Genomic DNA, 16,655 nt, shown 5'->3' on the forward strand with positions numbered 1-16,655 from the left:
ATGAAAAGAAGACAAACAGAACAAAAAAAGGCTATTTTAGAAGCCATTCATGGAGAAGGGAAACATCTTTCTGCTGAACAAGTAAAGAGTTTATTATCTGAACAAGGTTTGGATATCGGTTTAGCGACGGTATATCGCAATTTGAATCAGTTGGCTGAAGACGGTGTTATCCGTAAGATGGTTGGTGAAAATTTCAATCTCTTTGACGGAAATCCTAATCCACATGATCATTTTGTTTGTTTGAAATGTGGGAAATTGATTGATTTAGGTAATCTTCCTTACGATTCCTGCCCGGATCGTCAGTTGGAGATGGCTTGCCCTGAGTTAAAGCTTATTTCCCATACAACGCTTTTTGAGGGATATTGTCATGATTGTCAAGAGGAGGACAAGAAAAATGGAATTAAAGGGATCGAAGACAGAAAAAAATTTGAATGACGCATTTGCGGGTGAATCGATGGCTCGTAATAAGTACACATTCTTTGCTCAAAAGGCTCGTGAAGAAGGATATGAACAAATCGCAAATATCTTCTTAGAAACAGCTCGTAATGAACAAGAACATGCTCGTTTATGGTTCCAAGCTTTGTGTGGTGGTGAAATTCCTACAACGGCTGAATGCTTACAAATGGGTGCTGATGGTGAAAACTATGAATGGACCGATATGTATAAGAAAATGGCTGAAGAAGCCCGTGAAGAGGGTTTCACAAGAATTGCCGCTCAAATGGAAATGGTTGCGAATGTGGAAAAAGGTCATGAAGAACGTTACAACAAGTTAAAGAGTAATGTTTTAAATGATCGTGTATTTGAAAAGGATGAAGAATCTGTATGGCAATGTGAAATTTGCGGATATACAATGACCGGTAAGAAAGCACCTAAGATTTGTCCTTTATGTGGATACAAGGAAAGTTTCTTTGAACTCGCCAAAGAAAATTACTAATCAATTTTCAACAAAGACCGCTTTTTAGTAGGTACAATTAGGGTTCGTAATTTCTGAAAATATCGGCATGGTTTGGTAAGTGATTACCAACTATGTCGTTTTTTCATGTTCTGACTGTGTCATAGGAAGTAAAAGATTCGCAAATAAATACTATAATTATGCTATATCATTAGAACAAGAGAACGGATAGATGGATAAGCCATCAGAAGAATCCAAAATACATGAAATCTTTAATTCTACATACGCTTGAAGGAGTGTTATTTAAAAATAATCTTGTTTTAGAAAAAGATTTTAATTTGGTATACAGCTATTTTAATAATTTCTTAAAAGATGAAAGAAGGGTTTAATGATACTATGTGAATACAAAAGGTAGATAAATATGGATTGTATATTACTAGTTGATGATGAAAAAGACATTGTAGAAGCCTTAAAAATTTTTCTTGCAAAAGAAAACTTTGAAATAAAAACAGCTACGAACGGGAAAGAAGCTTTGGCTATTATCCAACAAGAAAAAGTAGATTTAGTTTTAATGGATATCATGATGCCGGTCATGGATGGTGTTGAAGCCACGAAAGAAATTCGTAAAAATAAAAATATTCCCATCATTCTTCTAAGTGCTAAAAGTGAGGGAGAAGATAAGGTATTAGGCTTGAATATTGGAGCTGATGATTATATTACAAAGCCTTTTAATCCCGATGAGGTAATCGCCCGTATTAAAGCACAATTAAGGCGCTTTAAAGAATTAGGAATGCAACAAGAAGATAAAGACATTTACAGCCTTGGCGGCATTACTTTAAATGACCATTTAAAACAGGTAGATGTGGACGGAAAAGAAATCTCATTAACTGCCGTGGAATATGGCATCCTTAAATACTTTATTCAAAATCCTAAGAAAATTCTGACCTCGAATGATATTTACCAAGAAGTATGGAAAGAAGAACCAATCGGATCTGAAAGTACTATTGCGGTTCACATTCGTCATTTAAGAGAAAAGATAGAAATTGATCCATCACACCCTCGCTACATCAAAGTGGTTTGGGGTAGGGGTTATAAAGCGGAGGCTGATTATGAAAAATAAACTATTAGGAAGCACCACCATTAAAATCTTGGCATGGATGATTCTAAGTTTAGCCAGCTTTAGTTTTTTGATAGGCATATATGGCTCATTACTATCATCGGTTGCTTTTCGACAAACGCATGAGAGACAATCCGGTTATTTCACAACCTATGAAGCCAAAAATAAAATCAGGAATGAAACCCGGCATTTTCTAACGAAAATGGATAGTTTAGGCTTTAAAGCCACATCCGCAGCTAAGTATTTTGGCAAAGATAAAACAAACTTATCCATGACCATAAAAAAGGGAAATGAAACATTGCTTCAAAATTTCCCTTATGAAAACAATTCAAAGACCGTGACGGGTAAGTATTATTTCCGTAAATACCAAACAGGAGATAAAAATATGCCCTATGACTTTATCCAAAGTGAAGAGGGAGTAGCAGAGTATGTAGTGGAATATAAGGTTGTTCAACCATTGATGGTTATTGATTCATTGTTTCAAGGTTATCAAGTATATACCTATCTGGAGCAGTACCAAAGTCAGATTCAATTTCTATTGTATGGTGGTTTGGTGGGTATGGTTCTAGCAGCTACTTATTTATTAGTTGCGGCGGGGCATCGTAAAAATACAGATGAAATTGTTTTGACTTTTTTGGATAAAATACCATTGGAAATTAGTATTTTCATGCTGTTTTTTTTGCCAATTATGTTTTTGAGAGACTCAGGAATATCCGATTATATCGTAAGAACTTATTTGGCTAATTACTACTATGCGCTTTTTGTGAGTAAAGATAGAATTTTGAGTCTCATAATCTGTTTAGAAATTTGTGGCATATTGTTAGGTATGTTCTTATTAACAGTGGCGGTTCGTATCAAAGCTAAAGTCTTTTGGAAAAACACTTTATTATACAAGTCAATCCGGTGGGCAAGAAAACTATGGAACCACCTGAAAGAAAGAACGAGTTTAACGTGGATTGCGTTTTTCTTAGTAACAGTCTTCTGGCTCTTATTTGGTACTTATCGCAATAGATTATTTCAATTTGTGTTAGTTTTAGCATCCTTTGTGGCAGTTTTAATGTTTGTTCGTCAATCGGAATTGTTATCAAAGGTTATGCGTGAATACGCTAAGGGAAATTTTGATTACACGGTTTCAAAAGAAGGATTAACCCCTATTTTTTCTACGCAGTTAGATGATTTATTCAAGGTGAAAGAAGGGGTTCAAAAAGCAATTGCTGATCAATTAAAGTCGGAACATTTAAAGACGGAATTGATTACCAATGTGTCCCATGATTTAAAAACACCATTAACGAATATTTTAAATTATGCTCAAATTGTTAAAGAAGATGAAAAGGAAGAAGAAAGAAAAAAACACATTGATATAATGATTCATCATGTGAATCGTTTGAAACGATTAACGGAGGATGTATTGGTAGCTTCCAAGGCTTCAACGGGGAATATGCCTGTGCATATCAACCCTATCCATTGTGAAGAATTATTAGTTCAAATCATTGGTGAATACAGCGATCGTTTTAAAGAACGTGAGTTAGAAATCATTAAGATTAACCCAAATCCGGATTTAATGGTACAAGCTGATGGAGAGCTTTTATTCCGTGTTTTTGAGAATTTATTTTCAAATCAATTGAAATATGCCTTGGGAAAGACACGCATTTACTTAGATGTTATTGAAAAAGAAGATACCGTTCTCTTTGTGATGAAGAATGTTTCAAAAGAAGCATTGAATATCAGTGAAGAAGAATTGATGGAACGTTTTGTGCAGGGGGATGATTCCAGAAGCCATGAGGGAAGCGGTCTTGGTTTAAGCATAGTGAAAAGTTTAGTTCAGCTTCAAAAAGGTAACTTTTCTATCGAGATTAATGGGGATTATTTCCAAACTAGTATAGAACTAAAGAAGGTTTCTATAGCGTCAAATAAAGAAAACAAATTCATCTGATAAAAACTTGCGATTTTGCAAGTTTTTTTGTTACAGTAAAATAAGTTGAGAGGGTATAAAATGAATGTATCTTATCAACCGCTTTGGAAGATTTTAGAAGATAAAAAATGAAGAAAAAAGACTTGATTGAGATAGCAAACATTTCAGAGAATTGTGTTGCTAATATGGCTAACAATAAATATGTTTCAATGGCGAATATTAGCCGTATATGTGAAGCTTTAGAATGTAGCCCCAATGATGTATTTCGGTTCTGTGCAAGTGATAAAAGATGAGGAGGATAGGACTATGACTAAAAATTCAAGAAAAAAGAATACCGTTCTTTCTCCTGTAGTAAAATGGGTTGGTGGCAAAAGACAACTATTAAGTGATATAGTTCCACTTATTCCAAAAAACTTTTCTACTTATGTTGAGCCTTTTGTAGGTGGAGGAGCTGTCATATTTGAGATTCAGCCTAAAAGGGCAATTATAAATGATTTTAATAGTGAACTTATAAACATTTATAAGGTGATTAAAGAGAAACCTAATGAATTAATTTTAGCTTTAGAAAATCATGAGCGACTTAATTCAGAGGAATATTTTTATGAAGTTAGGGCATTAGACAGAAATGAAAAATATGGGGAAATGAACAATGTAGAAAAAGCCGCAAGAATTATTTATTTGAACAAAACGTGTTACAATGGTTTATTTAGAGTAAATCAAGCAGGTCAATTTAATTCTCCTTATGGTAAATACAAAAATCCTAATATAGTTAATATGCCCGTTGTATTAGCTATGTCGAAGTATTTTAATGAAAACAATATAAAGATAATGAATGGAGATTATAAAAACTCCTTAAAAAATTTAAGGAAAGGTGCATTTGTATATTTTGATCCACCATACATGCCGATTTCATCCTCATCTTCTTTTACAGGTTATACAGAAAATGGATTTGATAAAAAGCAACAAATAGAACTTAAGAAAGAGTGCGATAAATTAAACTCTAAAGGAGTAAAATTTTTATTATCAAATTCAGATCACCCTTTCATTAGAGAATTGTATAAAGATTATGAAATTATTACTGTAAAAGCAAAGCGTTCAATAAATAGTAATGGTAATAAACGTGGAGAAATAAATGAAGTATTAGTAAGGAATTATGATTAAAATGAATGTGAATGAAGCTTGGAGTAAACTTTTTGAAAAATATGATATTCTTAGTAAAATTCAGAGCGAGGGTGCGTTTTTCATTACTGCAAATCAAATAAAAGAATTTAAGGAACCACGATTAATGGCGAAGTGGGACAGTTCTGAAAATTTGCCCAGTATTTTCAAAAAGCACAATATTAATATTTTGCCAATTAGTAGAAACGGATATGTTTTAAGTGATTTTAAGTTGTATGAACCAATTCCTGAATTAGGGGAACATATAACAGAAATGCAAAAAGTTGAAATTCCAGAATATGAAACTATTGATATTGGTAATATATCATCGGAGGCGAATGCGATTAATGTTTTAATGCTTTCAAAAATATTAGATGATTTTTTAGATGAAGATGATAATGTTGCCACATTTAATGGAAGAATGGGAACAGGAATTTTCAGTTTTCGTGTAGATAGACATAGAGGGAGTTCTTTTAAAGTTGACGTAAAAAATGCACAATGTGAAATTGATGGAGGAATGGAAAATAATAATTCAGTTGTTATTTTAGAAGCGAAAAATGTTGTTCATCCTGATTTTCACATCAGACAGCTTTATTATCCGTATAGATTGTGGGCAAGTAAAGTTGTCAAGCCTATTAGACTCGTTTTTTCTATTTATTCAAATCAGATATATAGACTATTTGAATATGTGTTTGAAGATAAAGACAACTATTCATCAATAAGATTGGTTAAATCTAAAAATTATTCTTTACAAGATACAGACATTGCTTTAAATGAACTTTATGATGTGTATTCGGATGTAAAAGTTATTTATGATGATAATCAAAATAATACTAATATTCCTTTTATACAGGCTAATTCTTTTGAAAGAATTATATCACTAATGGAGATTTTATTTGAAGAAAATAAAACCACAGAAGAAATTGCTGAAACTATGGAATTTGATTTAAGACAGTCAGATTATTATTACAATGCTGGTAAGTATCTTGGATTGTTTGAAAAGAAAGATGTTGAAGACGAAGAAAAGATAGTAAAAAAAGTTTCATTATCCAAATTAGGAAAAGATACAGTAAAACTTAGATATAAAGAACGCCAATTAAAATTGGTCAGTTTGATTTTAGAACATGAAATATTTAATAGGCTATTTATAAAAGTTTATAATAGTGGAGAGTTACCTACAAAAGAAGAAATTCAAAATATTATGAGAGAAAATAATGTGTGTAATGAGGGGCAGATAGTTAGACGTTCCGGTTCGGTTTACTCATGGCTTAAATGGATATTTAACTTACAAAATATATAAAAGATAGAAGTATATTTTTATGTCGTACAGACAGAAGTTTATTGTTGAGATAGCAGAAATGTTATCTCTTTTTGTTGCTCATAATTAAAAAGAAAGGACAAGAAAAAAGAGAAATAGACGGCTTTATGAGAAAGCAACAGTCTTTGAAAGTATCTTTACCGAAAGCAAGGATTTCACTAAAGATAAATTTTATCAGCTCATCATATTTCTGAATATCAAAGAAATAATCAATCCCGTGTTTCACTTGATGACAATGGGCGTAAAAAGATTAATAGAAAAGTCAATCATTATTCTTTATGTTTATTTCTTTGTTAAATCAGCACAATAGAACATTTCCTGCTTTTATTCAGTTTAGATATGACACACGGTTTAATATTTATCAATAGATTATAGTTTTCTATTTAGAAGCAAAAAATATTGTTGGTTAATTTGTAAGTGCTAATAAAAATAAGGAATTTCTAAAGTTTTTATTTAGGCATTCATAACTAATTAATTATACAGGATAAAATAAAATAAAAAAAGACTATTAAAAATATTGTTTTTAAATAAAATATAAGTGGGAGAGAATATCATGAAAAAGAGAATGATCATTATGGCGACAGTATTACTGCTGGCAGGCTGTTCTAAAAAAGTAGAGAAGAAAATAGAACAGCCAAAAGAAACAGTAAATTCACACTTTAAAGTAATAAAGCATTATGAAATTAAAGCAACAGTAGGAGAGGGAGGTAGTTTTCATTATCTTGATGGCAATAAGCTATATACTTCAATAGAGAGGGAGAATAGTCCTATATTCCTAGGGTATCAATCGAAATCCCTCGGGTATATCGATATAACCAACGGGAAGTATATACCTATTTATCATTTTAAAGGGCTTGTGCGGTGCTGGGACTTTTTTGTGCATGAGAAGGGCTTTTACTCTTCTGAGTTCAAAGAAGATGGCGAAAAAGTTACGGTACAGTATAAAACAAATGGTCAAAGTAAAAAGATAGATGAAGGAGTTTTGGTCAATCCATGGGCGATACCAAACTTTCAGAAAATTGGAGGAAATCGATTACTTTACCAAATCATTACCAAAGAGAAGGGTCATTACTTTTATCATTTAAAGACAGTCAATCTAAGCAATCCAAGTGATATTAAAATATTGTATAAAGGAGAAGTTTATCCTAAAGTTTCTTATAATTATCAATATTGTGTTAATCGGAATAAAGTAACCTTTAATAAAACAGATGGTAAAAAAGGTTGGCATCTATCGTTGGATTTAAAAACCGGGAAAGTAAGCGATATAACAAGTGTTATTAAAAATCCAACTTCAAATACCATATATCTTGGGAACAACCAATATTTATTCGAAACGAATAGAGGGCATAGAGGAATTATTTATGATGTAGAAAAGAAAAAGGAAATTCTCAGTTTTGGAGGATCTACAGGTTATTTAGTAGGTATCGGAGATAGATACATCTTTGCGGTATTTGGACTAGGAGGCGAACATTCATTGGATGACTCTGGCGAACTAGTGGAATTAAAAGATGGTAAGACAAGAATTGTAAAGGTAAAGGGTTATAAAAATGTAGGCTCGGAAGGTTCACTGATGTTTTATGGTAATGGGAAACTAGTTACCGCAACTCAAAAATTGGCTAATTATAACAAGGCAGATCGCCATCACGTAATGATTATTGATTTATTGGAGGAGAGTAATGAAAAAAATAGTTAAAACCATAGTGGCTATATGGTGTACATTTGTGAATGATGTGAGACCAAAAAAATATATAGAGAGAAGTTCTGTACAATGAAAGTGATAACCAAACAAATAAAGGAGGTTCACTTCAACTTGCAAAACTTTTTCAAATGATGAATACCATGAATAGATAGAGTTATAAGTGGCTAATGAGATAGATACTGCTTTAGCAACATGTATGCATGCAGATAACATAGGAATACATAAGTGCCTTAGTTGTATTTTCACCAATAACCATTTATTAAAAACAGTGATTTAAATTTATAAGGAGGTGAAAATTTATGAGTTATAAAAATTTTCAGAGGTACAGAAATGGAGATGGGATTTGCCTTTCAGTAGGTAAAATTGAACTAAGTAACATTTAAAAGTTTGAAAATTTTACAGAGAGTGAGAATAAATTTATGAAAAAAATCATAGCCGGATTGATTGCTATAAGCATGTTGATTATACCTATACAGTCAGTATTTGCAGAAGAAAACAATAAATTAGATTCTGTTAACTCTGCGGAAAAGATTGAAAGTATCAAAACTGAATTTGAACAGATGTTTGGTTTTGATGATTCTAGGACAATTTCCCTTAAAGGTGTAACTAATAAAATGTTTATTGAGTTTGATTCACAGGAAGATGCACTTTACAAAATCAAGAATAGATGTTCCGGTATATTAGAGAAAATAAAGAAACAATATAGCCTTGATGATTTATCAGAATCCAATTGGCAGGATTATTACGGCGGTCTATATTCGATTATTGATGATGCGGGAGATGCTTTGGGCATTTCGGAAGCGGATTATGAATATCGTTTTTTGAGAGCTTTCTTTGATATTTATGAAAACAAATTTAAAAATGATAAAATAGTCAAAATTTCTTCTTTAGATTTATCTTCAAGGGTTATAGACAATGGAGAAGAAAAAATAGTAAGTGAAGTCATCGCTAGTAACCTACCATATAAATCTCATTTTTCAAAGGAATATTTTGGAAAATCAAGTGCATATGAAGATTATACTGCTGAATCTGATAGAATAATTGAAGAAAAAAATAATTTAGAGTCAAGAGCGGCTATAAATGTTGTCCCTGCCATATCTTATGCACATGCTCATGCTACTAGTCCAAACACATCTGCATATCATTATTTCCATCGTGGAGATTGTGCAAACTTTGTTTCACAAATACTAGAAGCATCTGGGGTCAGTCAAGTGGTATATAACAATGTAAACTCTGGCTGGTGGCATAAGTATAATCCTAATGCATGGTGGGGTAAGCATACACACTCAAAATCTTGGACTGTGGCAGATACTTTTGCAAGATACATGGGGGTTGTTTTAACAAGAACTAATCATAAAAATTTCAGTGCTAATGTTTTTAGAGGAAGTATTATTGCTGGTGATTGGGCAGATGATGGAGACTGGGAACATGTGGCATTTGTTACTGTTGCGGATAATTATGTGGGCAGTTATGGATATTATGATTATAAAGTTGCTCAACACACTAATAACTACCATCTATGGACCAGTTATCCCGGTAATAGTTGGGAAAATGTAGGAAGTGATGGTGGCAGATATGGTAGAATTCGTAACTAAAAAAAATATCATAAACTTTTTGCTTCGAGTAATACCATTATCCACATTATTTTTTACATGGGTTGATGTTTACGGTATAAAGCCATATGACGGTATTGTTTATGTATATGGAAATAACTTTACTTGTATTTTAGGCTTGGCAATTATTTTTATAGAACTATTTCTTAAATTAGATTGGAAATATAAGATGGGGCTTAATTTAATCGGAAATTTAATTTTTTGGGTTCCGTTATTTTATGCAGCATTTAAAGAAACTAAGAATATAAATAATGTAACCGTTATGTGCCGTTTAAGTATCGCTATTGTAGGCTTATGTTGCATATCACAATTAAAGATGATTTACACAAGTAAATTATCTACTTTGTGACTGAATTGAATATTGTACATTTGTGAATGATGTGAGACCAAAAAAGTAAGAGAGAATCTTTTGTATGCTACCTTGTTAAGGTAATTTGAAATTTCGTAGGATTGATTAGAAAACCCTTTGAAAAAACATAGGGTTTTACCTAAAGTTAAGGAAATGATGGAGTGATTTATCATTTCCTTTTTATGTGATTACTTGATTTCTTAACCTTGTTAGTTAGTTTATCCGGTGAGTAGGATGTATACCCGTTATCTAAACTTAGTATCATAAGGGCATCTACCTCCGTGGTTTACTAAGCGTACATAGAAGGTGTGTACATCTTTATTATTCTTTTTAGATATTACCTCTTTACAGTATTCTACTTCATCATCTTTAAGAGCGATGATAGAACTAATTGAATCGTTAATCATAAATAAAAAACCTCCTTTCAGAATAAGATTCAATCTCATTCTAAAAAGGAGTTTTTAGTTTTATACAACTAGACCCTACAAATTTTCAAATTGCCAAAATAAAAAATGTAATAATCAGTGATACCAAGCACAACCGGTGAAATTAGTTGTGCTTTTCATCTGTGGTTATGCTTAATTATGAAGTCAATACTTAGTCTATTTCTTTACACAAATAAATTTCTTTAAATGTAGAGAATAAATCCAAGTTTCTAAGTCCGGATAGCGACTTTCAAATGCCATGCGATATTGTTTTAGCTGAGCTTGGTAGCGTTGGATAAAGGCTTGTTCGTTTTCTAAATGGTCGGTTTTATAGTCGATGATGATGGCTTTTTGTTCATTCGTTGCGATAAAGTCGATAATACCATGATACGATTGACCATTTTCTTCATAGTAATAAGGAAGCTCACGCTGAATTTTCATGGTTTTTAGAAGACTTTGAATCCAATCACTATTCTGGTAGAAAAGAATACTTTCTCTAGTAAAGAGTGGTAACTCATGATCGATTTCATCCAGTTTAACAGGATGATTTGACAGTGTTTCCAGATAAGCGTGAACTTTAGTTCCAAAGGATTGACCGACCTTATTCTTTTTCTTAAAGTTAAGTGGCTTTAATTGCATTGCATGATGGCTTGGAGAATCTTGTTTTGAAAGAGAAAAAAGATTTTCAGGATAAGAGGGTAATTTTTGTACAAAAGGATAGTCTTGTGAAGAGGTGTATTCTTGTCTATTGCCTAGTTCTTTAATTTCTTGACATTTATATAAAGAAGGAGGTAATTGGCTTAAAGCCGCTTGAACCAATGTTCCTAAATTACAGTGATTTAGAATGAAGTTTCTTGTTAAAGATCCTTCTTTTTTGGATAGTGGAGCGACTAAATATAACTTTTCTTCGGCTCGTGTAACTGCCACATAGGATAACCGTAAGAACTCCTCTCCAGCTTTACGGTGATTATCTTGTTGAATCATTCGTTTCACTAAAGAAGGATGATAGCTGTAATAGTCGTATTCATGGTAGTCCAAACCAATGCCATATTGACTAGAAACCTCGACAGGACCAGAGCCGGAATGATTTTGGTCACATTTGTATAAGAAAACCACTTTGTATTGAAGCCCCTTGGAATGATGGATTGTTTCCACTTTGACGAGATTTTCTTCTTCCAAATGAGCGTTGGATTCAGTGGAATATTCTTCTTCACTTCTTTCTAACCAGTGTAAAAAATCATAAGGTGCAAGCACTTCTTCTTGAACAATCTTATCTAATAAATAATCAAAATTTGTTTTTTGTTGAGCGGAAAGGTGCTGATAGAAATCATTTTCCGTAGAAAGAGCTTGTAAGAAAACCAGGCTTCCTTCTTGAAGAAAGAGCTTCTTTAGAGCTTCTAAACGATTTTGAATAGCAGAATGGGTGTCTAAGAAATATTGATTGAAACTAGAAGTAGTTGTTTCTCGGTTGTAGGATAAACGACTTTCCGCAAATTCTATATCCTGAACTTCAAATAGAGAAGATTGTAAAAGCGCAAATAAATGGATAGCATCGTGTTCGTTGCAGAAATATTGAACAAAACTCATTATGGTTTGCACAACAGAGGATTTGAAAAATCCCTGTTTCTCATCAATGGAGTACGGAATATGAACTTCATCAAAGGCTTTACGAAGTTGAGCTTTGTCCGAATGACTTGGTGTTAATATACAAATGTCCTTAAATGAATACCCTTTTTCCAATAAATGAAGGATTTCTTGACCAATCCAAGCGGCACTGAGAAATTTGTCTTTGGAATTGATTTGAATGATGTTGACAACAGCGGATTCTTTATCGTTGTCTTCTTGTTTGACTCTATTGCCGATGGTTACCTGATCCTCTTCGGCATAAGGGACAGAACTATTTTCGTAATTCATCAAGCTTCCAAAAAGGGCATTGGTGAATTGAACAATATGGTCTTTTGAGCGATAGTTATGTTCTAAGTGATAAACTTTGTCTTCATTAGCTTGCATAAGGCTAGCCATTAATTCCGGCTTTGCATTGCGAAATCCATAGATAGATTGCTTTAAATCCCCCACCCGGAAAAGATTATGACCATTAGAAATCATAGTTAAGATTTTATTTTGAAGCGCAGAGGTATCTTGAAATTCATCCACCATAATTTCAGCGTATTTTCTTTGAAGTTTTTTGGCTAAATAGCGATTGTTTTTTGCTAGGATTTCTAAAGAAAATAAAGCCATATCATGAAAGTCTAAAACATTGTTTTCGGCTTTGAGTTGTTGATAATTCAATTCCGTTGCTTGGCATAAAGACAATAAGTTTTGTGCTGTATCGTGAAGATAGGGGGCTTCTTTCGCTAAGCGTTGTTCTTCCACTAAAGAATCTTCCAGGGCATTACGAATTTCAGTAAATTGTTTACTTAATTCACTAATTTCTTTTTTACGGAATTGGTATTTCGCTATTTGTTTCGTCATTCGAATTACGGTAGAATAATCGCGATTTTCTAACTCTTTTTGATAATCACAAACCACCCGCAAAAGATCGGCGATTTTTTTTGAAGTATTACTTGATTTTTCACTAATTAAGCAATCTTTCATTTGTTCCAAAATGGATTGTATGGAAGAGAGTTGTTCTTGCCAATAGGAAAAGAAATAATCCTGTAATTCACTAGGGAAATCTGAAAAATGAGTTAGTTTTGGATAAAAAGATAAGGCGTGATTCATCCATGCTTGATAATCAGAACTGGACTTAGCTTTATCGTTGATGGTATGCACAGATTTCTCTAAGGTTTGTGAATGGGAAAGAGGTTTTAATTCAAAATGCCTGGAAAGTTCTAGTGCTTTAGATGGATTTTGTTGATAAAAGGTAGAGAAGGCTTTTTCAAAAGCCAAATGTTGTAATTCTTTTTCTTGACCATTGGATAAAGTTTGTTTTAAACGAGCCGGGTTTAAACCAATAATGGAATAATATTGTTTCACTAAATTTAAACAAAAGGAATCAATGGTGGATATCTCGGCTTTGGATAGGATAGCTAATTGGCAATCAATCCATCCTTTTTCACTATCACTTATGTCTCTTAATTGATGAAGTTTACTGGCTAAACGGGATTTCATTTCCGCCGCCGCCGCTTTGGTGAAGGTAACGGCTAGAATTTGTTCTAAACTCACATGGTCTTGAACAACTCGTTGGGCTAATCTTTCTATTAACATATATGTTTTACCAGCCCCGGCGGAAGCGGACACAAGCACATTGGTGTTTCTTTCTTGAATGGCAAGACGTTGTTGATCCATGGTTATCATTGCTTGTCCTCCTGTTGCTTTTCTAATAATTCAGACACTGAATCAGGAATGTGTGTTTCGGTGGCTCCATTTCTATAGGAACAAATTCTCTTATAGGAACAGAATGTACAATCCTGAGGTTTTCTTTCGATGGTGCCTTTCTTGAGTTGTTCATAAAAGTTCATTAACAAACGCAAAGTGACTTCATTGAAATCATCGTTGGTAATTTTAAAGCTTTTACTATTGAGTGTATTCTTGTTGTAATCAGAAAAATCATCATCTAATTTCCAACCACTAAGAGATTGATTATGAAGGAATGTAGGACGAAGAAAATCGTCCTTATAAACATCTTCTGCCTCTTTTTCCACGCTTCTTCGATTAAATTTATATTGAAGATAGTCTAATTTTTGTTTCTGAGGTGAAAGACTGAAATAATACGTAGCCCGAACTTTTTTATCTCCATCTTTTTCTAAAACTAATTTATAAGTCATGAGCTGAATTTGTTGACCAGATAAGTATTTGTATTTATCAATCCTATGTTCTGAAGATTTGTAGTCATATAGGTAGTAATCTTGGTTACGTTGATCTTGGTCAATACGGTCAATTTTACCGATTAGCTCTAAACCATCAAAAAGATTGATATGGAACTCCTGCTCACTGGCGATTGGCTTAATGAAATCATGTTTTTCTTCATATCCTTTTAAGTATTGTAAAGAGAAGTGAATGTTAGAAGCTAACTTATTTTCCATTAAATCAATGTCTTCAACATGGGATTTGTCTAACTCTTTCCAAAGCTCAAAATAAGGAGTCAATTGATGTTGGATATCTTCTAAGCTTAATTCATAATAATGACTTCCTTTTTGCTTAAAAGCCTTTTCTAAAATAGCATGGGTGATGATGCCGAGGTATAAACTATTGGGTTCAAAAGAACTTTGTTCTTGTATTTTTAAAAGACGACTTAAGAAGTATTGATAAGGACAACGATACCATTCTTCAATGGAACTGACGGAACCTTTCACCACCGGGTTTTGGGTAAACCATTCTTGCATAAAAGAAGGGGATAAGTTTTCTTCATGTTGATTGGTTTTTCTTGGTAGTAATTCCTTGGCTTTGATGATTTGGCTTTTCTTTGTGAATAAACTTTGAATGGCATAAGAAGCTTCTAGTTTTTTACCTTCATAATCCTTTTGGGAATAGGAGAAGTGAATTTGTTTACCGGAATGAAAGATCCAACTTAATTGTGAAAGGTAAGTTTCATAGCGTTCTTCATAGCTTGGATAAGAAAGTTGAGCGTAATAATCCTCATTGAAAATACCTGATTTATTAGGGATATTAGGATATGCATCACTATTCAAACCAATGATGTAAGAAAGTTCCGCCTGTAAAACAGGATGGCGTAAATCCGTTACCATGATTGGTCCAATTTCACTTGGTAAACAAAAGGATTTGAAGTGATCCAATAGTTCCAAAAAGAATGGCAAGTTGTCTTCATCCACTTGATCACCAATTTGATTTAAGAAGGATTCCAATGAAGAGGCAAGTTTTTGTTCCTGAAGGTTTTTAAGAAAGGGTAGGGTTATGAAAACATCATAGCTTTGTTTGAGTTTATCAACGATGGTACCGGCTTGTAAAAGAGTAGAAAGGTTTTCTTGAATAGCAAGATAAAAAGCATTGATTCGCTCTTGATAGCGAGCATAAGCTTTCGCTTCATCGGACCATAATTCTTCCATGCTTTGAAGTGGTAATTTGGGGGATTCCGGTTCAACCTTGCTAAGATATTTCGATAATACATTTTGCTCGTCTTTGCTTAAAGAATGATGAAAAGCATTGTTTTCAATTAAATCTAAGAAAGCCTTCACATCTTGTTGGTAAGCCACTAAGAATAAATCTTTAAAAAGTCTTCCGACAAGGCTCGGTTGTTCTTGTTGATAAGCGGAAAAAGGAATGCCATAACGATGAAAGACTTGTTTCAAAATAGGAAATTGGGAAGAATATTGAGATAATACGATATTGACACTTCCTTTAAAAGAACAGATTTCTTGTGCCATCACTTCCATTTCTTGGCGAATATTTAAAGCGGTTCTTAAATCAGAAATAGTTTCTTGGAAAAAAGACCTAGAAGGTAGTTTCCCTTTTAATAAGTGACTATGGTAATCATCTTCTAAAACAATATCTTTTACTTCTAAAGAAGAAAGGTCTAATTGTTTATTTTGTTCAATTGCATTACGATAAGCATCCAATACAGATGATTGTAAAACAAGACCAATCAGTTCTTTTAATTCTTTTTCAAGCTTGTCATTTTCCGGTAAGTCTTTTTTTTGAATACCAAAGGCAATGCAATCTTTCGCAAAGTGAATCACTTCTTGAACAAAAGAAGGGTATTGTAGCATATCTGCGTAGCTTGGGAATAAAGAAAAATCCGCTTTCCTTAATTCCGCTTGGATAGACCACATAAAAACGATTGAATCTTGGAAATCTTGGTTTAAGTAAGAAGAAAGTGGAGCGATTTGCACACCACTGACTAGACCATTTTTTTCTTTGAAATACCGGTGATAAAGTTGTTGCTGGAGAGGGGCATTGGCTACTATTTTTTTCATGATTTTATTTTACCATTTTTAAGGATAGGGTTTCACTAGATAAAGGTGGTTAAACATGTGAGCAGATCTATATCAATACACGAAGAGTATTATAATGATGATTTTTGTTTTTTGAGGTGAGTTGACAATGTGCCAAGCAAATAATATACGCCTATCAGCCACAAAAACAAAAAGTCATTAAAAGCCTTTAAATAAAGGACTTCTGCGACCTTTTACTCTCTTGAAACTGTTAAAGACAAGATTTTATTTATTGTAACATTTTCATCACCATTATGTGTCGCTAAGAAAACGATGATTTA

Annotated in this window: 13 protein-coding genes and 1 pseudogene; 11 read left to right on the forward strand and 3 right to left on the reverse strand. The window is 33.0% G+C overall.

Annotation, left to right across the window (positions count from 1 at the left end; all coding sequences use genetic code 11):
- The 11 genes and pseudogenes from K7I92_RS03835 to K7I92_RS03880 all read left to right on the forward strand — a co-directional run bounded on the left by K7I92_RS03835 (position 1) and on the right by K7I92_RS03880 (position 10,058).
- On the forward strand, positions 1-435 hold the full coding sequence (locus K7I92_RS03835; protein ID WP_203245009.1) for a Fur family transcriptional regulator: 435 nt from the start codon (positions 1-3) through the stop codon (positions 433-435).
- Positions 395-934 (forward strand): rubrerythrin, encoded by a 540-nt coding sequence (gene rbr / locus K7I92_RS03840; RefSeq protein ID WP_203245008.1) that lies wholly within the window; start codon positions 395-397, stop codon positions 932-934. Before K7I92_RS03835 ends, rbr begins: the two co-directional genes overlap by 41 nt.
- Positions 935-1,313: 379 nt before the next feature.
- Positions 1,314-2,012: a response regulator transcription factor gene (locus K7I92_RS03845; protein ID WP_203245007.1), complete on the forward strand. Its 699-nt coding sequence runs from the start codon at positions 1,314-1,316 to the stop codon at positions 2,010-2,012.
- Entirely contained in the window at positions 2,002-3,942 is a 1,941-nt protein-coding gene (locus K7I92_RS03850; protein ID WP_220282132.1) for a sensor histidine kinase KdpD, read from the forward strand. The genes K7I92_RS03845 and K7I92_RS03850 overlap by 11 nt, the downstream gene beginning before the upstream one ends.
- Before the next feature lie 107 nt (positions 3,943-4,049).
- Positions 4,050-4,214 (forward strand): helix-turn-helix transcriptional regulator, encoded by a 165-nt coding sequence (locus K7I92_RS03855; protein ID WP_255594320.1) that lies wholly within the window; start codon positions 4,050-4,052, stop codon positions 4,212-4,214.
- Between the two features lie 13 nt (positions 4,215-4,227).
- Complete coding sequence (locus K7I92_RS03860) at positions 4,228-5,082, forward strand: DNA adenine methylase (RefSeq protein ID WP_220282134.1); 855 nt, start codon at positions 4,228-4,230, stop codon at positions 5,080-5,082.
- Complete coding sequence (locus K7I92_RS03865) at positions 5,075-6,379, forward strand: hypothetical protein (protein WP_220282135.1); 1,305 nt, start codon at positions 5,075-5,077, stop codon at positions 6,377-6,379. Before K7I92_RS03860 ends, K7I92_RS03865 begins: the two co-directional genes overlap by 8 nt.
- 88 nt (positions 6,380-6,467) lie before the next feature.
- Positions 6,468-6,707, forward strand: a pseudogene (locus tag K7I92_RS07650) (hypothetical protein); the annotation flags it as partial.
- Positions 6,708-6,950: 243 nt separating this feature from the next.
- The gene (locus K7I92_RS03870; protein ID WP_220282136.1) at positions 6,951-8,090 is read left to right on the forward strand and encodes a hypothetical protein; all 1,140 of its coding nucleotides are present in this window, start codon (positions 6,951-6,953) and stop codon (positions 8,088-8,090) included.
- Positions 8,091-8,515: 425 nt separating this feature from the next.
- Positions 8,516-9,691, forward strand: coding sequence for an amidase domain-containing protein (locus tag K7I92_RS03875; RefSeq protein ID WP_220282137.1), 1,176 nt, complete (start codon positions 8,516-8,518; stop codon positions 9,689-9,691).
- The gene (locus K7I92_RS03880; RefSeq protein WP_220282138.1) at positions 9,663-10,058 is read left to right on the forward strand and encodes a hypothetical protein; all 396 of its coding nucleotides are present in this window, start codon (positions 9,663-9,665) and stop codon (positions 10,056-10,058) included. Before K7I92_RS03875 ends, K7I92_RS03880 begins: the two co-directional genes overlap by 29 nt.
- Positions 10,059-10,303: 245 nt before the next feature.
- Here K7I92_RS03880 and K7I92_RS03885 read toward each other — a convergent pair whose 3' ends face one another.
- The 3 genes from K7I92_RS03885 to K7I92_RS03895 form a co-directional block, all read right to left on the reverse strand.
- Positions 10,304-10,465: a hypothetical protein gene (locus tag K7I92_RS03885; protein ID WP_203244948.1), complete on the reverse strand. Its 162-nt coding sequence runs from the start codon at positions 10,463-10,465 to the stop codon at positions 10,304-10,306.
- 195 nt (positions 10,466-10,660) lie between these two features.
- Positions 10,661-13,780: an exodeoxyribonuclease V subunit beta gene (locus K7I92_RS03890; RefSeq protein ID WP_220282139.1), complete on the reverse strand. Its 3,120-nt coding sequence runs from the start codon at positions 13,778-13,780 to the stop codon at positions 10,661-10,663.
- Positions 13,777-16,356 (reverse strand): PD-(D/E)XK nuclease family protein, encoded by a 2,580-nt coding sequence (locus K7I92_RS03895; protein WP_220282140.1) that lies wholly within the window; start codon positions 16,354-16,356, stop codon positions 13,777-13,779. The genes K7I92_RS03890 and K7I92_RS03895 overlap by 4 nt, the downstream gene beginning before the upstream one ends.
- Between the last annotated feature and the right edge of the window lie 299 nt (positions 16,357-16,655).

Source organism: Bulleidia sp. zg-1013 (assembly GCF_019798045.1).
In the GTDB taxonomy this organism is placed as follows: Bacteria; Bacillota_I; Bacilli_A; order Erysipelotrichales; family Erysipelotrichaceae; genus Bulleidia.